Annotated in this window: 16 protein-coding genes; all 16 read left to right on the plus strand. The window is 64.2% G+C overall.

Annotated elements, in window-relative coordinates; genetic code table 11:
- Window positions 1-80 precede the first annotated feature (80 nt).
- The 16 genes from C4K27_RS26515 to C4K27_RS26590 all read left to right on the plus strand — a co-directional run bounded on the left by C4K27_RS26515 (window position 81) and on the right by C4K27_RS26590 (window position 18,984).
- A complete protein-coding gene (locus tag C4K27_RS26515) occupies window positions 81-1,517 on the plus strand; it encodes an undecaprenyl-phosphate glucose phosphotransferase (RefSeq protein WP_053262708.1) in 1,437 nt (478 codons plus the stop codon).
- Window positions 1,517-2,977 (plus strand): mannose-1-phosphate guanylyltransferase/mannose-6-phosphate isomerase, encoded by a 1,461-nt coding sequence (locus C4K27_RS26520; protein WP_053262709.1) that lies wholly within the window; start codon window positions 1,517-1,519, stop codon window positions 2,975-2,977. The genes C4K27_RS26515 and C4K27_RS26520 overlap by 1 nt, the downstream gene beginning before the upstream one ends.
- A complete protein-coding gene (locus C4K27_RS26525; protein ID WP_053262710.1) occupies window positions 2,977-3,888 on the plus strand; it encodes a glycosyltransferase family 2 protein in 912 nt (303 codons plus the stop codon). Before C4K27_RS26520 ends, C4K27_RS26525 begins: the two co-directional genes overlap by 1 nt.
- A gap of 6 nt (window positions 3,889-3,894) precedes the next feature.
- Entirely contained in the window at window positions 3,895-4,728 is an 834-nt protein-coding gene (locus C4K27_RS26530) for a polysaccharide biosynthesis/export family protein (protein ID WP_053262711.1), read from the plus strand.
- 59 nt (window positions 4,729-4,787) lie between these two features.
- A complete protein-coding gene (locus C4K27_RS26535) occupies window positions 4,788-6,770 on the plus strand; it encodes a GumC family protein (protein ID WP_053262712.1) in 1,983 nt (660 codons plus the stop codon).
- Window positions 6,770-7,951: a glycosyltransferase gene (locus tag C4K27_RS26540; RefSeq protein ID WP_053262713.1), complete on the plus strand. Its 1,182-nt coding sequence runs from the start codon at window positions 6,770-6,772 to the stop codon at window positions 7,949-7,951. Before C4K27_RS26535 ends, C4K27_RS26540 begins: the two co-directional genes overlap by 1 nt.
- Window positions 7,948-9,297 carry a glycoside hydrolase 5 family protein gene (locus tag C4K27_RS26545; protein WP_053262714.1) on the plus strand — a complete coding sequence of 450 codons (1,350 nt, stop codon included), beginning with the start codon at window positions 7,948-7,950 and terminating at the stop codon, window positions 9,295-9,297. Before C4K27_RS26540 ends, C4K27_RS26545 begins: the two co-directional genes overlap by 4 nt.
- Before the next feature lie 25 nt (window positions 9,298-9,322).
- Window positions 9,323-10,537 (plus strand): glycosyltransferase family 4 protein, encoded by a 1,215-nt coding sequence (locus C4K27_RS26550; protein ID WP_053262715.1) that lies wholly within the window; start codon window positions 9,323-9,325, stop codon window positions 10,535-10,537.
- Entirely contained in the window at window positions 10,528-11,631 is a 1,104-nt protein-coding gene (locus C4K27_RS26555; protein WP_053262716.1) for a glycosyltransferase family 4 protein, read from the plus strand. The genes C4K27_RS26550 and C4K27_RS26555 overlap by 10 nt, the downstream gene beginning before the upstream one ends.
- On the plus strand, window positions 11,631-13,028 hold the full coding sequence (locus C4K27_RS26560) for an O-antigen ligase family protein (RefSeq protein WP_053262717.1): 1,398 nt from the start codon (window positions 11,631-11,633) through the stop codon (window positions 13,026-13,028). Before C4K27_RS26555 ends, C4K27_RS26560 begins: the two co-directional genes overlap by 1 nt.
- Window positions 13,025-13,846 (plus strand): acyltransferase, encoded by an 822-nt coding sequence (locus tag C4K27_RS26565; protein WP_053262718.1) that lies wholly within the window; start codon window positions 13,025-13,027, stop codon window positions 13,844-13,846. Before C4K27_RS26560 ends, C4K27_RS26565 begins: the two co-directional genes overlap by 4 nt.
- Window positions 13,846-15,252, plus strand: a complete 1,407-nt coding sequence (locus C4K27_RS26570; protein ID WP_053262719.1) for a lipid II flippase MurJ — start codon at window positions 13,846-13,848, stop codon at window positions 15,250-15,252. Before C4K27_RS26565 ends, C4K27_RS26570 begins: the two co-directional genes overlap by 1 nt.
- A 115-nt stretch (window positions 15,253-15,367) precedes the next feature.
- The gene (locus tag C4K27_RS26575) at window positions 15,368-15,997 is read left to right on the plus strand and encodes a DUF1780 domain-containing protein (RefSeq protein WP_007924708.1); all 630 of its coding nucleotides are present in this window, start codon (window positions 15,368-15,370) and stop codon (window positions 15,995-15,997) included.
- A gap of 210 nt (window positions 15,998-16,207) precedes the next feature.
- Window positions 16,208-16,381 (plus strand): DUF3094 family protein, encoded by a 174-nt coding sequence (locus C4K27_RS26580; protein ID WP_009050926.1) that lies wholly within the window; start codon window positions 16,208-16,210, stop codon window positions 16,379-16,381.
- A 60-nt stretch (window positions 16,382-16,441) separates the two neighbouring features.
- Window positions 16,442-17,740 (plus strand): NAD(P)/FAD-dependent oxidoreductase, encoded by a 1,299-nt coding sequence (locus tag C4K27_RS26585; protein WP_053262720.1) that lies wholly within the window; start codon window positions 16,442-16,444, stop codon window positions 17,738-17,740.
- A gap of 644 nt (window positions 17,741-18,384) precedes the next feature.
- On the plus strand, window positions 18,385-18,984 hold the full coding sequence (locus tag C4K27_RS26590) for a fimbrial protein (protein WP_053262721.1): 600 nt from the start codon (window positions 18,385-18,387) through the stop codon (window positions 18,982-18,984).
- The last annotated feature ends 32 nt before the right edge of the window (window positions 18,985-19,016 follow it).

Consider the following 19,016-nt stretch of genomic DNA (forward strand, 5'->3'; position numbering starts at 1 on the left):
GCCTTAGTTTTTTCAGCCTGCCTCTGTAGTGGCTTTACCCTTAACAGAGCTGGGTTCTTACCTGGCAACGACGGGATTCGATGCTTACGAAATCGATTGATAGCAGGTTCCTGACCCGAACCGGATTCATGGAACTCTTCATTTCGGGGGTAAAACTGACGCACGCCCTGTCCGCCGCCCTGCCTGGAATCCTGCTGCTCCTGAGTCTTGAATCCGCCAGTGCGGATATCTGGCCAACCGTACTTGGCCTGCTGCTGTTCTTTGCCGTCATCACCGTCATCCTGTTCCAGGCCCAGGGGGTCTACTCCGAAGAGTTCTTCAGCAATCGCCTGCGTCTGCGCACGATGCTGGTGGCCTGGACCTCCGCCTTCTGCATCCTGCTGGTCATGTACCTGGGGCTGCACCTGCTGCCGGTCTTCAGTCTGCGGGACCTGGCTGTCTGGTTCATCGCCAGCCTCGTGCTGTTTGGCATCGAGCGTCTGTTTCTGCTGCGCCTGTTCCATTCGTGGATGGCCAGGGGCAAATACCTGCAACGCACGGTGATCCTCGGTTTCAGCGAGAGCGCGCTGTTCCTTGCCGAACACATGCAGCGCCACGGCGATATCCGCTCCGGCCTGATCGGTTTCATCGACGATCGCAGCGACCGCGTGCCCAAGGCCTTCTGCGACCTGCCCTTTCTGGGTAACACCCAGAACCTGGAAGAGCTGATCCGTTCCGAGCAGGTCAATCAGGTGCTGATCGCCCTGCCCTGGGCCGCGCACGCGCGCATCGGCGAACTGGTGCAACGGCTGCGGCAGTTGTCGGTGAATGTCGCCCTGGTGCCCGACATCACCACCCTGCGCTTTGGCCACAACCGCATGACCGATGTCGGCGGCATCCTGATGTTCAACACGTCCGAGCTGCCATTGCGCGGCTGGGCGCCGCTGATCAAGCGCTGCGAAGACATCCTGCTCGCCCTGCTGGGCCTGGTCCTGTTGTCCCCAGTGCTGCTGGCCACTGCCGTGGCGGTGAAACTCGATTCCAAGGGCCCCGTGCTGTTCCGGCAAAAACGCTACGGCTACAACGACCGGCTGATCCGCGTGTTCAAGTTCCGCTCGATGTATGTCGAGCAGGCGGACCTCAATGCCGAACGGCAGACCACCCGGGAAGACCCGCGGATCACCCGGGTCGGACGCTTCATTCGCAAGACCAGCATCGATGAGCTGCCCCAGCTGTTCAACGTGCTGATGGGCAACATGTCGATTGTCGGGCCTCGCCCACACGCCACCGCCACCAAGGCGGCGGGAGTGCCGTTCGAACAGGCGGTGCGCGAATACAGCTCGCGCCATCGGGTCAAGCCCGGGATCACCGGCTGGGCGCAGATCAATGGCTACCGGGGAGAAACCGACACCCTGCAGAAAATCCAGAAACGAGTGGAGTACGACCTCGATTACATCTCCAAGTGGTCGGTCTGGCTGGATCTGTACATCGTTTTCATGACGGTTCCGGCCGTCCTCTCGACGAAGGAAGTCTACTGATGAGCGCATTCACTGGATTGATCCCCTGCATTATTTCCGGCGGCTCTGGCTCGCGCCTGTGGCCAGTCTCTCGGCAGAACATGCCCAAGCCATTCATACGCATGCGCGATGGGCAGAGCCTGCTGCAAAAGACCTTCGTCCGCGCCAGCAGCCTGGCGGACGTCAGCTGCGTGGTCACGGTGACCAACCGCGAGCTGCTGTTCCGCTCGCTGGACGAGTACCGCAACGTCAATCAGGGCAAGCTGGGCCTCGACCTGCTGCTCGAGCCGTTCGGGCGCAACACCGCCGTGGCCATTGCCGTGGCGGCCCTGCATGTGCGCGAGTACTGGGGCGACGAGGCGCAGTTGCTGATTCTTCCGGCCGACCACCTGATTCTCGACCAGGATGCCTTCGCCGCAGCCGTGGGCAAGGCGCGCAGCCTTGCCGAAGCAGGTTATCTGGCGACCTTCGGCATTCAGCCCGACAAACCCGAGACCGGTTTTGGCTACATCGAACAGGGCCCGGCGCTGAAGGAAGGTTTCCAGGTCGCACGCTTCGTCGAGAAACCCAACCTGGCCACCGCCCAGGCCTACGTCGACAGCGGCAACTACTTGTGGAACGCCGGGATGTTCTGCTTCCGCGCCGATACCCTGCTGCAAGAGCTGACCCTGCATGCTCCCGAGGTGCTGAGCGCCGCCCAGGCCTGCCTGGAACAAGGCATGACCCTGGACAACAAGCACTGCCGCCAGCGTGAACTCGACGCCGACAGCCTGGCCCGCGCCCCGGACGTTTCGATCGACGTGGCCCTGATGGAGCGCTCCGAGCGGGTCGCCGTGGTGCCCTGCGACCTCGGCTGGAGCGACATCGGTTCCTGGGATGCGCTGCGCCAGCTGACCCCGAGCGACGCCGCCGGCAACCAGGTCAACGGCGAAGCCATCCTGCATGACGTGCGCAATTGCTATATCGATTCGCCCAAGCGGGTGCTCGGCGCCGTCGGCGTCAGCGACCTGATCATCGTCGACACCCCCGATGCGCTGCTGGTGGCCGATGCCTCGCGGACCCAGGACGTGCGCCATATCGTCACCGAACTCAAGCGCCTCGGCCACAGTGCCTACAGCCTGCACCGCACGGTCACCCGGCCGTGGGGGACCTACACCGTGCTGGAGGAAAGCAGCCGCTTCAAGATCAAGCGCATCATGGTCAAGCCCAAGGAATCGCTGTCGCTGCAGATGCACCATCACCGCAGCGAGCACTGGATAGTGGTCAGCGGCGCGGCCCTGATCACCAATGGCGACCTGGAGGTCCTGCTCAACAGCAACGAGTCCACCTATATCCCCGCCGGCCATAAACACCGCCTGAGCAACCCCGGGATCATCGACCTGGTGATGATCGAAGTGCAAAGCGGCGAGTACCTGGGCGAAGACGACATCGTGCGTTTCGAAGACGTCTACGGCCGTGCCCCGGCGCAGGTAAAACCATGATGAAAGTGGCGCTGATCATTCCCGCCCGCAACGCCGCACCGCATCTCGAGCGGTTGCTCCCGGCTCTGGCCGCGCAGACGCTGCAACCGGACACGGTGCTGGTGGTCGACAGCAGCTCGACGGACGACACCGTCAGCCGCTTCCAGCAGTTCGGCGCCCGGGTGGAGGTCATCGCCGCCCAGCAGTTCAACCATGGCGGCACCCGCCGCTGGGCGAGCGAGCAGGTGGATGCCGATGCACTGATCCTGCTGACCCAGGATGCGATTCCGGCCACGCCCCAGACCTTCGCCAACCTGATCCAGGAACTGGAAGAAGACCCGCGGATCGGCCTCGCCTACGGTCGTCAGTTGCCGCATCCCGGGGCCGGGATTCTCGAGGCGCAGTCGCGCCACTTCAACTACAGCCCGCAGAGCCGCAGCAAAAGCCTGGCCGACGCCGGGGAGCTGGGGATCAAGACCTGCTTCAGTTCGGACTCGTTTTCCGTCTACCGGCGCAGCGCTCTGCAAGCGGTGGGTGGCTTTCCCGAGGACGTCATCGGCGGCGAGGACGCCCACGTCGCGGCGCGCATGCTGCTCAACGGTTATCTGGTGCGCTACGCCGCCAGTGCGTGCGTACAGCATTCACACAGCTACAGTCTGATGCAGGAGTTCCGCCGTTATTTCGATATCGGCGTGTTTTATGGCCGTGAGCCCTGGATCCGCGAAGCCTTTGGCAGCGCGGGTGGAGAAGGCAAGCGTTACGTCCAAGCCGAGTTGCGCGCCTTGCGTGACGCCGGCCAGTTGCAACGTGTACCCGAAGTGCTGCTGCGCAGCGCGCTGAAGCTGCTGGGCTATCGCCTCGGCCACGCCGAACAGCATCTGCCGACACCGCTCAAGCGTCGCTTGAGCATGTTCTCAAACTACTGGACCTGAGCTGTCATGATGACTATTAACCGACCTTCCCGGCTTTGTCTGTTGAGCATCCTGACCGCCACCCTGTGGCTGGGCGGCTGCTCGACCCCCGCCCATGTCGCGCTCCCCGACGGCGACACCCTCAAGGCCCGCCACGCGGCGGCACTGACCCTGGCCGACCTGCCGCCCGCCCAGGTGCTGATCCAGAGCGGCGACACCCTGCGCATCGTGCGCGATGCCCAGGAGCCGGCCAGCTCCGACGACATGACGATGTTCGTGGTGCGACCGGACGGTTTCATCTCGATGCCCAACATCGGCCGGATCAAGGCCGCGCTGCTGACCCCGGAAGACCTGGGCAAGGAAATCACCAAACGCTACACCCGTGTCTACCGCGAGCCCGAAGTGACCGTGAACATCGCCATTGCCCCGAGCAACCGGGTATTCATCGGCGGCGCGGTGGCCAACCCGTCGTTCTTCAACCTGGCCGGCACCGTGTCGGTAGAACAGGCCCTACTCAGCTCCGGTGGCGTGCTGCCCTCGGCCGACAGCTCCAACATCGCCCTGCTCAGGACCGGTCCCGACGGCAAGTACAAGATGTACTTCGTCGACCTCGGCAGCATGCTCAGCAACCCCGATCATCCGCTGGTCGCCCTGCAGCGCGGCGACCTGATCTACGTGCCGCAATCGACCATCGGCAGCACGGTGGAAGCGGTGGACATGTACTTCACCAAGCTGTTCCCGATCAACAAGGGGATCGGCCTGGGCTTCAACTACGACCTGAATGATCAGGAAGTGAAGAACAGCGGCAACACGATCAACAACTTCACCAGCAGTTCCACCGGTACCGGGACGGGGCAGTAAACAGCGTTTGATCGGCCTCCATCAGCCACGGCTACAAGTACTTTCAACGGAGTGATCCCGTGATCGAAATACGCTCTCTACGCGACCTGTTGCGCCTGTTCTTCATCTTCCGCCGCGAGTTCAAGCTGGCGGTCATCACCACTATCGTGGTCGCGGTGCTGGGCGCCTTCCTGCTGCCGACGCGCTACGAGTCGGACGCGCGCCTGCTGGTCAAGCCCGGGCGCGACAGCACCACGGTGCCGATCGAAGCCGGCAATCGCCAGACGCTGATCTCGCCCAGCACCCAGCACGACCCGATCGTCGATGAGGAGAAGATGCTCACCGGTCGCCCCATCGTGCACATCGTCGCCCAACGCTACCTGGAACTGAGCGCGGCCGCCGAACCCCAGGGTTTCTGGAAGACCCTCAAGTTCTACGCCAAGAAGGCCATGGGCACGGCCATCGATGCGCTGCGCAGCCTGCTGCAACTGGTCGGCCTGTCGGAACCGCAGAGCCCGCAGGACCGCCTGGCGACCCGCCTGGAAAAGAACTTCCAGGCCAGCCACGAAGCGGGTTCGTCGGTAATCGATATCAGCTTTACCTGGGACGACCCGGAAATCGCCCAGCAGGTGGTGAAGATCTGGGTCGACACCTTCCTCGAGGAGCGCGCCCGGGTGCTCGGTCGCAAGAGCCTCTATGCCTTCTATGAGGGCGAAGGCAACAAGGTGGCCGCGCAGATCCTCAGCCTCAAGGAGCAATTGCAGGGCCGCCTGAAGCAGATCGATTCGATCAGCGTCGATGCCCGCCTGGAAAACCTCACCAGCCAGATCGACCGCCTGACCGACGCCCGGGTCAATGCGCAGAACCAGCTGTCCGGGATCAGCAGCTTCCTGATCAACGCCCGCCAGCAGATCCTCGATCAGCCCGTCGAAGTGGTGACCAGTCGCGAGACCAGCCTCAACCCGACCCAGCTCGACCTCAAGCGCCAGCTCAACACCCTGCAGGTGGAACGCGCGCGCTTGCTGCGCACCTATTTGCCCGAGGCGCCGGCGGTCAAGCAGATCGAACAGAACATCCACGACCTGCAGGCCCTCAGCGAACAGGAAGAGAGCCGCCTGGAGCGCTCGAAGAACATCGCGCCCAATAGCCTGGTGACCAACGTCAAGCAGCAGGTCATCGATGCCCAGCTGCAACAGCGCCGGCTGACCGGGCAGATCGAGAACTACGACAAGACCCTGGCTGCCCTGCGTACCGAGCGCGACCGGGTACTGACCGACGAGCCCGAACTCAACCGCCTGACCCAGCAGTTGCGTACCGCGGAAAAGAGCTACGCGCTGTACTCGGAAAACCTGGAACAGGCGCGTATCGACCACGAGCTCGACAGCAGCCAGATCAGCAACATCGCGATCATCGAGCACGCCACATTCAACCCGGCGCGGGTCTTCCCCAAGAGCCTGCTGATCCTGCTGTTCGCCATTCCCGCGGGCATCGCCGTGGGTTTGCTGACCATCTATGTCTGCTACCTGCTGGACCAGCGCATCCACGACGGCTCGCGCCTGCCAGAGCTGTTCCAGGTGCCGCTGTGGGGCAGCGTGCCGGACCTCGAGGACGCCACGCCCGCCGCCATGACCGCGAGCATCTACCGGCTCTACAGCCTGTTGCCCATGGACCGCATCGAGAGCCAGGGCTTGACCCTGGGCCTGACCTCGGCGCGCCATGGCGAAGGCGTGAGTTTCATCCTCGAACGCCTGCGCCGCCTGCTGGAAGAGCGCGGCCAGCGCGTGCGGGTCAACGACAGCGCGCCGGCCCAGCCCGGTGAAGTCCTGCTGCTGGATGCCTCGGCCCTGCTGTCGAACCAGGAGGCCTTCCTGATCCTGCGCCGCGCCGACCTGATCGCCCTGGTGATCGAGGCTCGGACCAGCACCGTGCCGATGATCGAAAATGCAATGTCGTTGCTGACTACCGCCTTCGGCAAGGTCGACGGGCTGATCCTCAACCGTCGCCGCTTCGAAGTACCGTCCAGGGTGCTGGAGCGGATCAACAGCTGGCGCGGTGCGGCCTGATGCGTATCGCCTTGCTGGCCCCGCTGCCGCCGGAACAGACCGGTATCGCCGACTACGCCGCGCATTTCAGCAATGCGCTGCGCGGCCTTGGCATCGAAGTGTTGACGCCGCTGGCCGGCTGTCACGATCCAGCGGAGCAACTGACGCTCCTGCGCGCCTTCGACTGGACGGGCGTCGACCTGGTACACGCCGAACTCGGCGGTGGCCGCTTCGGCGAATTCCAGGCGCTCGACTACCTGAGCAGCGAACAACCACTGATCCCGCGCACGGCCACCGTACATGACCCGGAGCGCCTGATCTGGCGGCGCGCCCGGCTGTTCTGGCCACTGACCCTGCTCGAACGCCTGCCGCACCCGCTGCCGCAAGCGGCGGCGCTGCTTGCCGACCCGCTGACCCTGCGCGAAGAGCGGCGCCTGGCCCGCGGCATGCGCCGGCTGATTACCCTGACCCGGCTGGGCGGCGACTGCCTGCGCCAGCGCATGGGCCTGCGACCGCAACAGGTGGCGGTGATCGCCCACGGCAACCTGCCGATCCCCGCGGCCGAACTGCCGCCGCTGGTGCCGTTGCGCCTGCTGTACTTCGGCTTCATCTACCGCGGCAAGGGCATCGAAGACCTGATCGAAGCCCTGGCCCGCACCCTGGCGGCCAACCCGCAGTGCCGTGGCCAGGTCCGCCTGACCCTGGCCGGCGGCACCGCCCCGGAAATGACCTTCGATCCGGCCGGCAACTACCTCGACGGCCTGCGCCAGCGCATTCGCGAATTGCAGCTGGACGATGTGGTGGACTGGCAACTGGACCTGCCGTCCACCGAGATCGCCCGCACCATCCAGGCCCACCATGTGATGGTGCTGCCGTACCGGGAATCGAAAAAACTCGCCTGGCTCGGCCAGATGCGCGGCACCAGCGGCGCCCTGTCCTGGGCCAATGCCTGCGGTCGCGGGGTCGTCACCTCCAATGCCCGGGCCTTTGCCGAGGAGGTTGCCGGCGGCAATGGCGTGACTTATCAGCAAGGCGATGTCGAAGCGCTGAGCCAGCACCTGAGCCGCCTGGTGCTGGAGCCCGAACTGGCCCGCCAGTGGGCCGCGCGGGCCAGCGAGGCCGGGCAACAACGCGAGTGGAGCGCCACCGCGCGGCGCTTCGCCGAACTGTTCAACGAAGTGTGCAAGGAGCGATCGAAATGAAGACCCGACCAGGCCTTAAACGTCGCCCGCTATTGCGCTATCTGCCACTGGTCGCCGCGCTGGCGGTAGGCGGCGCCCTGCTGCTCAGCGAACAGGTCGATGCCACGCCGATCAACCTGGCCCCCGATCGCACCCTGGTGTGGAAGGACTACCTGGGGGTCAATGCGCATTTCCTGTGGTTCACCCCGCAGCAATACCGCAAACAGATCGCCGCCTATAAGCAGCTCGGCCTGCAATGGGTGCGGGTCGACCTGCACTGGGATCGGCTCGAACCCACCGAAGAGGGTTATCAACTCAGCACCCTCGACGAACTGGACCGGACCCTGAGCGACTCGAAACTCAAGTCGCTGTTCTACCTCGTAGGCTCGGCGCCCTTCGTGACCACCGCCCCCAAAGGCGGGCCGTTCCAGGATCAGTACCCACCGCGCGATCCGAAAGTCTTCGCCACGCGCATGGCCATGCTGGCCCAGCGTTACCCGGACATCGACGCCTGGCAGGTGTGGAACGAGCAGAACATACCCAACAACTGGCGGCCGAAACCCGATGCCAAGGGCTACGGCGAGCTGCTGCTGGCGACCCATCAGGCGCTGAACCAGGTGGCGCCGGACAAGATCCAGGTCATGGGCGGCATGGCCTACTACAGCCAGATGCCGACCCAGCGCAACGCGCTGATGTTCGAGAAACTCGGCGAACTGGGCGTGCAGAGCCTGGGCATGGTCGCCGCCTATCACCCGTATTCGGAAATCCCGGAAAGCGATGAGCCGGGCAAGAACGAAGTGCTGCTGCGCGGCAAGCAGCTCAACGACATGCTGCACGGCGCCGGCCTGAAGAGGGTCTGGGCCACCGAGTGGGGCTGGTCGAGCTACGCCGGGCCCAAGGAGATGCAGCGGCTGATCGGCGTCGACGGCCAGGCCGACTACACCCTGCGTCGCCTGGCGTTGATGAGCGACCAGGACTACGAGCGGATCTTTCTCTTCGCCCTTTCCGATCTCGACTCGCGCGCCTCGGCTCGCGACCAGCATTACGGCCTGCTCGACCTCAACGGCGAACCCAAGCCGGTGTACAAGGCGCTCGCGCGTTTTCTCGAGATTACCGGCGCGCGCCTCAAACCCGGCAAGACACCGGAGCTTGCGAACCTGCCCGACACCTTCTACAGCGTGTCCTGGACCCGCGACGACGGTAAACGCCTGCTGATGTTCTGGAGCGCCAAGGCCGGCACCATCAAATTGCCGCAAGTGCACCAGGCCGAGCTCTACGATCCGCTCAGCGGAACCCGGGCCAGTCTCGACGCCGCGGACGGCATCCAGCCGGCCGTGAAATCGTCCCTGCAGATTCTCGTGTGGTAATCGATCTCGACCTGGAGTGCCGTACGTGAAGATTCTCTGGATTCTCCCCTACCTGCCTTGGCCCATGACCAGCGGTGGCAAGACTCGCCAGTTTCACTTGCTGCGGACCTTGAGCGAGCGGGGTCACCGCATCACCTTGCTGGTGCAGTCGAAAACCGAGGCCGATGCCGCCACCCGCGCCGCCCTCGAGCCCTGGCTGGAACGCCTGATCGTGGTGCCCCGGCGCCCACTGAAACACCCGGTCACGCTGCTGGCCGGGCTGTTCGCGCCCTGGCCGCTGCTGACCACGGTCAACGGTGTGTCGCGCCCCTTGCGCGAGCGCTTCGACAGCCTGCTGCAGGAGCCCTGGGATGTGATCCAGGTCGAGCACAGCTACAGCCTGCAACCCTATCTGCAACCGCTGCGGCGGGCCGGCCGGGACTTCGTGCTCACCGAGCACAACCTCGAATCCAGCCTGGGCGGCGCGACCTATGACCGCTTCCCGGCCTGGGCCAGTCTCTTCGTGCGCTATGACCAATGGCGCTGCCGGCAGTGGGAACGCAAGGCGTTCGATTCGGCCCGCCAGGTGGTCGCGGTGACCGAAAGCGACGCCCGGGCCATGCGCCAGCTGACCCGTACCCCGGTCGAGGTGGTGGTCAACGGCGTCGACAGCCGCAGCTTTGCCGAGGTCTCGGCCGACCCGCAGAGCCAGCGGGTGCTGTTCGTCGGCAACTACGAATACGCGCCGAACCTGGACGCCGTGCAGTGGATGCTCGACGAGATTTTCCCGCGGGTCTGGAACCACTGCCCCGAGGCGCGCCTGGCGGTGGCCGGGTATGCCTTGCCGAGCAACTGGGCCGAACGCTGGACCGACAGCCGCATCGAGTGGGTCGGCTTCGTGCCGGACCTGCCCGACCTGCAACGACGCTGCGCGCTGTTCATCGCGCCGTTACGCCAGGGCGGCGGCTCCAAGCTCAAGGTGCTCGAAGCCATGGCCGCCGGCCTGCCGCTGGTCAGCACCGCGCAAGGCGCCTCGGGCCTGGCCATCCGCCCCGAGGAACATTACCTGGCAGGCGACAATGCCCAGGCCCTGGCCGATGCCGTGATTCGCCTGTTGAGCGAGCCGACCCTCGCCGCCCAATTGGCCGGCGCAGCCCGCCTGTATGCCCGCCAGCATCACGACTGGGCCGTGGCCGGTGACGAACTGGAACAGATCTACCGGACTCTGCCCTCCACACAGGAGCATCCCGCATGCGTGTAGCCCTCGATTATCGTCCGGCCACGGTCGCTCCCTCCTCGGGCATCGCCCGTCAGGTCAAGGCCCTGGAACAGGCCCTGCGTGCCCGTGAAGACACCGAATTGCTGCTGGTGAGCGAAGCGCCACTGGAGCATGAACAACGCCAGACCGCCTTTTGCCCGGCCTGGCCGAGCCCCCTCGATGGCGTGCAACGCCCCGGCGTGCGCCTGCGCTTCGAACGCAAATTCTTGCCGGCGACCATTCGCGAGCAGTCGGTCGACCTGTATATCGCCACCGCCAACATGGGCCTGCCCATCGGCCACAAGCCGGCAGGCACCCGTTATGTGCTGATCCTCCATGACCTGTTCCAGCTGACCCAGCGCAACTTCCACCGCTCGCAGCTCAAGGCCATGGCCTATCGGCTGATCGACGCCGTGTCGATCGCCTGGTCGATCTGGGTTGCCGATGAGGTCTGGTGCCCTTCGCGGTTTTCCTGCAGCGAGGCGGCCCGGCTGTTTCCCTGGGCGCGGCCGAAATTCCGCGTGCTGAACAACCTGGTGCCGGAGTTCCAGGGTGTCATCGGCCCACTGCCGACGGGCCTGCCCGAGCGTTACTGGCTGGCCGTCGGGACACGGGAGCCGCGCAAGAACATGCCGTTCTTCATCGAGCAGTGGCAGCGCTGCCGCCAGGAGAACCCGCAAGTACCGGAGCTGGTCCTGGTCGGCCATGCCAGCGACCTGCCCGCGAACCTGAGCCAGTTGCCCGGCCTGCATTGGGTCAACGGCGTCAGCGACGAGCAGTTGCAGGCCCTGTACCGGCATGCCGACTGCCTGTGGCAGCCCTCCTACGCCGAAGGCTTCGGCCTGCCGGTGGTCGAAGCGCTGTGGCAGGGCACGCCGGTCGCGGTGGCCAGGGGGTCGGCGCTCGACGAGGTCACGCCACCCGGCGCGCGGCGCTTCAATGCCCGCGATCGCGCCAGCCTGCGCAATGCGCTGATCGAACAGGCGCAGGACAGCGCCAGACCCGATCCGGACAGCCTGCGCGACTGGGCCCGGCAATTTGCCGAGCCGGCCCACCGCCAGCGCCTCGACACCTTGCTCACAGGGCTCTTTCACTGATGCTGCCAGGAAAATTCATTGGCCTGACCCTGGGGTTGATCTTCGGGATCCTGTTGTGGGCCCTGCCACCGGCAAAAGTCATTTTCGTGGTGATCGGCCTGGCCGTGACCCTGACGCTGATCCGCAAGCCGCTGTGGGGCCTGCTGATCTTCGCCGTGCTGGCCACCTGCATTCCCTACACCACGCTGCAGCTGGGGATTCGCACCACGGTCAGTGAAGCGGTGCTCGGCCTGACGTGGGTCGGGCTGTTCTGGCAATCGTTCATCGGCAAGACCCGCAACCTCATGCTCTGGCGCCCCACCGAGCGGGCCATGGTCTGGCTGATGCTGTTCAGCGCCATTCCCTTTGTCTGGGGCATGCTGATCATTCATGCCGATGGCAACGGCCCGGTGAACTGGGTGCGCTGGCTGATGAACCTGTCGCTGCTGTTCATGGTGCCGCTGCTGCTGCGTACCGATGCCGACCGCGACAAAGTGGTGATCGCCCTGTTGCTGGGCACTCTGCTGATGCTGCTGCTGTCGATCGGCATGTTCATCAAGTCGCGCAATGCGATGTCGATGATCCCGATCCTCACCGACCTCAAGTACGCCCACCCGGAAGCGGTGAAGGACATCTTCTCCGCCAACTACCAGCGCATGGCGTCGCCCTGGGTTCACCCCAACCTCACGGGCGGCGTGCTGGTGCTGTTCATTCCCCTGGCGCTGCTCTATGGCTGGACCCGCACCGGCGCGCGCCGGGCCCTGGGGCTGGCGGTGGCGATCCTCGGTTGCGCGGGGCTGCTGCTGAGTATTTCCCGTGGGGCGATCCTGGCCCTGGCCCTGGTGCTGATCTGGCTGACCTACAAACGCGTGCCCTACAGCGGCCGGATCATCGGCCTCGGGGCGGCCTTCGCGGTGGCCCTGGTGATGTTCTACCCGCCGCTGCAGGAACGCCTGATGACCATGTTCTCGGCAACCAACGCCAGTACCGAAGTGCGTTTCGACGAGTACGCGAAATTCCCCGAAGCGATGATGCGCTACCCGCTGGGCATCGGCTTCAAGGTCGACCCGCCGGTACCGGGCACCGACCTGCCGGGCATCTCCAACCTGTGGCTGAACTTCATCTACAAGATTGGCATTCCGGGGATGCTGCTGTTCATCGCCGTCACCCTGTTGTGGTGGCGCGAGGTGCGCCCGCTGGCGCCGATCCGTCAGGTGACTGCCGACAACGCGCTGTGGCTGGGGTGCATTTCCGGCCTGCTGGCGGCCTTGCTGACGGGCTTGTTCGACCACTACTTCAGCTTCACTTTCGTGCTGATCGGTCTGTTCTGGCTGTTGATGGGCATGAGCCTGCAACAGGTCCGGTTGCGCCCAGCCATCACCCTCCCCCTCATCAACCCCAAGGATCGCCAAGCATGAAACATCGTATTTTCCATTCTGCGGATCTGCCGGAACGCCTGCCTGCCCTGGCCTCGGAGCTGGGCGTCAGCCACGATGAACTGCTCGAGGCCTACAGCTGGGGGCTGAACAACGACGTGCTGTTCGTCGAGGGCGACGGCGAGCAGGCGCGCTACAGCGTTTGCTCGGTGGACATCGAACAGATCATCGAACATCCCCTGGCCCGGCGCCTGTATGGTCGTTTGAAGCAGGACATCCCCACCACCCTGGTGCCGCGCTACGGCAAGAACCTGGCCACCCTCAAGGACCGCTGGCTGCGGGCCTGGGAGCAGGCCTACAACATCCTGATCAACAAGATCCCCAGCCATCACGTGCGCATCGCCTGGCTGCGCCTGGGCGGCGCGAAAATCGGCAAGGGCTCGACCATCTGGCGCAACACCGAGGTGCTGGGGGTGGAGAACCTGGTGATCGGCGATGACAGCGTGATCGCCTGGCATTGTCAGATCGACGCCCGGGCCGGGCTGATCATCGGCGATCATGTGACGATCGCCTCTCACGTGCTGATTCTCGCCGGCGGCCATGACCCGATGAGCCCCGAGTTCTGGTCGGTGTCCGCGCCCATCTACATCGATGACTACGCCTGGATCGCCACCCGGGCGCTGCTCGCCCATGGCTCGCATATCGGTCGCGGGGCCGTAGTGACCGCCAACACCCTCGTGGCCAAGGCCGTTGCCCCCTACAAGATCATCGGCGGCAGCGGTGCCAAACCCATGGGCGAGCGCCCTCACGACCTGAACTACAAGGTGGGTGGCAAAGGCCTGTTCACCCTGTTCTATTGATGCTCGGCAGCACCCTGCTGCTGACCCTGGCGACCCTCGCCGGGCTGCTCGCCGGTTTTGCCCGCGAATGGCTGCTGGTGGCGGCCTGGGGCGCGGGCAGCCGCAGCGATGCGTTCCTGGTCGCGGTGTTCATTCCCGAAGCCCTGCGCATGACCCTGGCCGCCGGCATTCTCGCGGCCGCGGCCCTGCCGCTCTATCAGGAGCGCGACGCCCAGCGCCAGCACGCCTGGCTGGCCGGCCTGTGCCCACGCCTGCTGGGCCTGGGGCTGGGGCTGTATGCCCTGCTGGCCTTGAGCGCGCCGTTGTGGATCCGCCTGATCGGCCCCGGGCTCGACAGCGCAGCCCAGGCCGAAGCCGCCGCCAACCTGCGCAGCCTGGCCGCCTGCATCCCCGGCCTGCTCATGCATGCGCTGTTCAGCATCCCGCTGCACGCCCGGCAGCGTTTTGTCCTGCCGGGGCTAGGCTCGCTGCTGTTCAACCTGCCACCGGTGCTTTACCTGTTTTTCTACGGCCAGGCGAGCCTTGGCTCCGGCCTTTCGCTGGCATTTTTCCTCGGCAGCCTGCTGATGTGCCTGTCGCTGGTGCCGGCGGTCTGGCAGACCGGCTGGCGCCCCTGGCAAGTCCGTGGGGACGCCGGTGCCGGCCGGGAACTGCTCGGCCGCCTCGGCCCGCTGTTGACCAGCAACCTGGCCAGCCAGGGCCTGGCGCTGGTGGAACGGCTGGTCGCCAGCTACCTGGGCGAAGGCGTGGTGACCTGGGTCAACCTGGCGCGCAAGCTGATCAACCTGCCGCTGATTGCCTTGATGAGTCTCAACCAGGTCCTGCTTGGCTTGATGAGCGGCAAGTCCGGCGATCAGCGCCTGGGGCTGCTGCATCGGGGGCTCGACGCCGCGACCCTGCTGAGCCTGCCAGCCGCGCTCGGCCTGGTGGGCGCCAGCCCGGCGCTGATCCACTGGCTGCTGCCCGCCCAGAGCGCCGACGGCCCGCTGCCGGCGCTGCTGGGCTGGTTCGCCGTGTCCCTGGTGTTCGGCGCCTGGAACGCCATGCTCGCCCGTTACGCCTATGCTGCCGGTGATACCAGCACGCCACTGCATTGCGAACTGCTCGGCAGCCTGCTCAACGCCTTGCTGCTGGCGGGCCTGCCGCTGGTCCTGGGGCTGACCGCGATTCCTCTGGCGGCCCTCGGCGGCGTGCTCCTGACCAACCTGTTGCTGATGCAGCGCCAGCAATTGCTCACCCTGATCAACTGGCCGGTGCGCTGGGCAGTCAGCGCCGTCCTGCTGAGCGCGGCGGCGCTGCTGTTGCATCCGCTGTTGAATGTCTGGCTGCAACTGGGGCTCAGCACAGCGGCCGGGCTGCTCTTGCTGATCGCCTTGGGGCTCTGGCTGAAACCCTGGCGGGCCTGAACGAGCGGCAAAGGGTTGACCTGATGTCACACTTATCCGTTATAAGTGCAGCCAGCCCCCGCCGACCCGGCAGAGTGTATTTCTTGGATCAGCGTTTGGACGCTAAGCTTGGACTATGGATGACTCAGATTACTTGCGCCTGCTCACCATTCAGGCCGAACAAGCCAACGCGTTCCTGTCCAATGCGCGCAAATGGGAGCGTGAGCGTTGGGTCTGCCAACGCCTGCTGCAAGGCTTGAACATCCCCTACCGTGCCGACGAGTTCACGCCCGCCGGGCAGGAGCCGCCGGACGTACTGTTTCGCGAGGCCTGTTTCGAGGTGTTCTTCGTGCTGGACGAAGGCCGCCGCCTCAACGACGAATGGCGCGACGAGTTGCAACGGCGCCGCAGTGCCTTCTCCCTCAGCCAGCTGGTGCGCCGCGAGGCCAAGCCCAAGCGCATTCCGGCCAACGAACTGTTGCTCAGGCTGGCCCCGACCCTGCGCAAGAAAGCCCACAACTACAAGGAACGCGGCATGGACCTGGGGGAGCTGGACATCATCGCCTTCGCCAGCCTCAAGCGCGAAGTGCTGGACCTCAACAGCCACTTCCCGCCGCCGACCGAATACCTGCGCCAGGGCTGGCGCTCGTTGTCGCTGGTCGGGCCGACCTTCGCCCGCGTGCTGTTCGCCCACCCCGACGCGCCGGACTTCCTGCGCGGCAACCTGGGACGCAGCATCCTCTTCGATGTCGGTATCAGCCTGTAGGCCACCTGGAGCGGAATTTCCCGGGCCTCTTCAGGCCATTCGTGGCATGGCGCAAACACCGCGTGAGTGTTACAAAGCGCAATCATTCACGGGATGACAAGGCCGGCATCCGCGAGCAGCTATGCTCCGTTCCATGCCGCATAGCCCGACAAGATGGCACTGCGCTGTAACCTTCATACTTTTCGCAACGTCTAGCTGACGAGGCTTTTTATGACCAGCCGCCTGAACCCCGACGACCAACGCCATGTCGAAGAATACCTGCAACTGGCCCAGCACCGAGTCGAGCGCCGGCCCTTCCGGCCGTGGATGCTCCTCGTGATAGTCGTGACCATCACCATTGGCCTGGGCTTGCTGAGCCGACTTATCAGCTACCTGACGCTATGAGCTGCATCGCGCTCGCTCGGGTAACCGTACCGATTTCTTTTAGCCTTGCGAGATATCCCCATGACTCATCGTATTGTCATCGTTGGCGGCGGCGCCGGCGGTCTGGAGTTGGCTACCCGTCTGGGTAAGACTCTGGGCAAGCGCGGCACCGCCAGTGTGATGCTGGTCGACGCGAACCTGACCCACATCTGGAAGCCCTTGCTGCACGAAGTGGCCGCCGGCTCGCTGAACTCTTCCGAAGACGAACTCAACTATGTCGCCCAAGCCAAATGGAACCATTTCGAGTTCCAGCTGGGCCGCATGAGCGGGCTCGATCGCCAGCAGAAGAAGATCCAGCTGGCCGCCACCTACGACGAAAACGGCGTGGAGCTGCTGCCCGCTCGTGAGCTGGGCTACGACACCCTGGTGATTGCCGTGGGCAGTACCACCAACGACTTCGGCACCCAGGGCGCCGCCCAGCACTGCCTGTTCCTCGACACGCGCAAACAGGCCGAACGCTTCCACCAGCAACTGCTCAACCACTACCTGCGCGCCCATGCCGGGCAGACCGATGTCGTGGAGCAGATCAGCGTGGCCATCGTCGGTGCCGGTGCCACGGGCGTCGAACTGGCCGCCGAGCTGCACAACGCCGCCCATGAACTGGCGGCCTACGGCCTGGACCGGATCAAGCCGGAAAACATGCACATCACCCTGATCGAGGCTGGGCCACGGGTACTGCCGGCCCTGCCGGAGCGGATCGGCGGCCCGGTGCACAAGACCCTGGAAAAACTCGGGGTCAAGGTCATGACCAATGCCGCGGTCAGCGAAGTCACCGCCGACAGCCTGATTACCGCCGATGGCCAGGTGATTGCCGCCAGCCTGAAAGTCTGGGCCGCCGGGATTCGCGCACCGGGCTTCCTCAAGGACATCGACGGCCTGGAAACCAACCGCATCAACCAGCTGCAGGTCTTGCCGACCCTGCAGAGCACCCGCGACGAGAACATCTTCGCCTTTGGCGACTGCGCCGCCTGCCCGCAACCGGGCACCGATCGCAACGTTCCACCGCGGGCCCAGGCGGCTCACCAGCAAGCATCGCTGCTGACCAAGTCGCTGAAACTGCGTATCGAAGGCAAGGCCCTGCCGGAGTACAAATACACCGACTACGGCTCGCTGATCTCGCTGTCGCGTTTTTCCGCCGTGGGCAACCTGATGGGCAACCTGACCGGCAGCGTGATGCTCGAAGGCTGGCTGGCGCGGATGTTCTATGTGTCGCTGTACCGCATGCACCAGATGGCGCTCTACGGCCCGTTCCGGACCGCCATGCTGATGCTCGGCAGCCGGATCGGCCGCGGCACCGAGCCACGCCTCAAGCTGCACTGAATCTGAGTCTGTGGACCAAAACAAGAGTGCCCCGAGCGATCGGGGCATTTTTTTGCGCCCTGTTCAACACGGACCCAGGCAAACAGGCGGTTAAAAATCGAATTGCTTAGAGACTTCCCGCACTTTATCTCCAACTTTCCGCGCAGCCGTAAGATTAGTCTTAACTCTAAAATAGAAGAGCCGCCTGACTTAGCCCCCACATCAAAAAGTTGCTCTCCCCCGGGCGTACCGAATACATACGCCTGCCTCCGCGCCACCTCTTACTGCGGCATATAGATAGCTGGCCCGATAGTATTCAAGACGCCACTCATGCTCTATCTAGTTGCATTGATAGTTTACCCTGCACGCTTAAACCTTCGACTCCAACCTGATACCCATGACGATTAACCCATGAAAAACAGGTGCTTAGATATAGAAATCGAAGATTTTGGCGGCGATCATTTTGTTTAGCTGCCGACAGGCATTCCGACAGCTTCATACCACCCGATCAAATTTTAAGAATCTTCTTATTGAAATCTTATCAGGCAAAAAAGTATTAGCAGCTATTCAAAGCCATAGAACAATCAATAGTTTAAGAATGGTCTTATTGTAACGACCGAAGTGAAGATACAAGATTGCACCTCCAACTTTAGCAGGTACATGAAATGTCCAAACTTCTCAAAAGCATCGTCTCCATGGCTATCGCTGGCGCGGTCAGCACTTCCGCTCTCGCGGCGGATGGCACCATCGATTTCAAGGGCGAAATCATCGCGGCGTCCTGCGCCATCAGTGCCGGCGCCGGCTCCAGCGTTGGCGGCAGCAAGGGTAACCAGACCATTGATGTCAACCTCGGCAAGGTCAGCACCGACTCGCTCGCCGGCACCGCTGGTGGTAGCTCTGCCATCGTCGGCGGTAAGAGCATCAGCCTGAACCTGGACTGCGGCGGCACCGCAAACGGCCTGAAGACCGTGAGCATGCAGTTCGACCCGAACAGTGGCTCCGGTATCGACAGCAAGAAAAACTCGCTGCTGAAAGTCACCGGTGGCGCAACGGGCGTGGGCATCGGTATTTATAACGGCAGCAACACGCTGGTGAACATCTCCGCGAACGAAACCATCTCGGGTGACTTGGTGAAAACCGGCGAAGAAGGGAAAGAAATCTACACCGCCAAACTGGACCTGCGCGCCGGTTATGTGGTGAACGGCGATGAGATCAAGCCAGGTGCTGCGAACGGCCAACTGCCGTTTACCTTGACCTACGAGTAACCCGCACCAAAGGGAGGGGCCTATGCCCCTCC

It is taken from the genome of Pseudomonas chlororaphis subsp. chlororaphis (assembly GCF_003945765.1).
GTDB lineage: Bacteria > Pseudomonadota > Gammaproteobacteria > Pseudomonadales > Pseudomonadaceae > Aquipseudomonas > Aquipseudomonas chlororaphis.

Excerpts from the sequence above, each read along its gene's own strand:
- C4K27_RS26575 (WP_007924708.1), top strand. The coding sequence starts at position 15,368 with ATGGATGACTCAGATTACTTGCGCCTGCTCACCATTCAGGCCGAACAA.
- C4K27_RS26545 (WP_053262714.1), top strand. The coding sequence starts at position 7,948 with ATGAAGACCCGACCAGGCCTTAAACGTCGCCCGCTATTGCGCTATCTG.
- C4K27_RS26555 (WP_053262716.1), top strand. The coding sequence starts at position 10,528 with ATGCGTGTAGCCCTCGATTATCGTCCGGCCACGGTCGCTCCCTCCTCG.
- C4K27_RS26560 (WP_053262717.1), top strand. The coding sequence starts at position 11,631 with ATGCTGCCAGGAAAATTCATTGGCCTGACCCTGGGGTTGATCTTCGGG.
- C4K27_RS26585 (WP_053262720.1), top strand. The coding sequence starts at position 16,442 with ATGACTCATCGTATTGTCATCGTTGGCGGCGGCGCCGGCGGTCTGGAG.
- C4K27_RS26515 (WP_053262708.1), top strand. The coding sequence starts at position 81 with ATGCTTACGAAATCGATTGATAGCAGGTTCCTGACCCGAACCGGATTC.
- C4K27_RS26565 (WP_053262718.1), top strand. The coding sequence starts at position 13,025 with ATGAAACATCGTATTTTCCATTCTGCGGATCTGCCGGAACGCCTGCCT.
- C4K27_RS26580 (WP_009050926.1), top strand. The coding sequence starts at position 16,208 with ATGACCAGCCGCCTGAACCCCGACGACCAACGCCATGTCGAAGAATAC.
- C4K27_RS26530 (WP_053262711.1), top strand. The coding sequence starts at position 3,895 with ATGATGACTATTAACCGACCTTCCCGGCTTTGTCTGTTGAGCATCCTG.
- C4K27_RS26540 (WP_053262713.1), top strand. The coding sequence starts at position 6,770 with ATGCGTATCGCCTTGCTGGCCCCGCTGCCGCCGGAACAGACCGGTATC.
- C4K27_RS26520 (WP_053262709.1), top strand. The coding sequence starts at position 1,517 with ATGAGCGCATTCACTGGATTGATCCCCTGCATTATTTCCGGCGGCTCT.
- C4K27_RS26570 (WP_053262719.1), top strand. The coding sequence starts at position 13,846 with ATGCTCGGCAGCACCCTGCTGCTGACCCTGGCGACCCTCGCCGGGCTG.
- C4K27_RS26590 (WP_053262721.1), top strand. The coding sequence starts at position 18,385 with ATGTCCAAACTTCTCAAAAGCATCGTCTCCATGGCTATCGCTGGCGCG.
- C4K27_RS26525 (WP_053262710.1), top strand. The coding sequence starts at position 2,977 with ATGAAAGTGGCGCTGATCATTCCCGCCCGCAACGCCGCACCGCATCTC.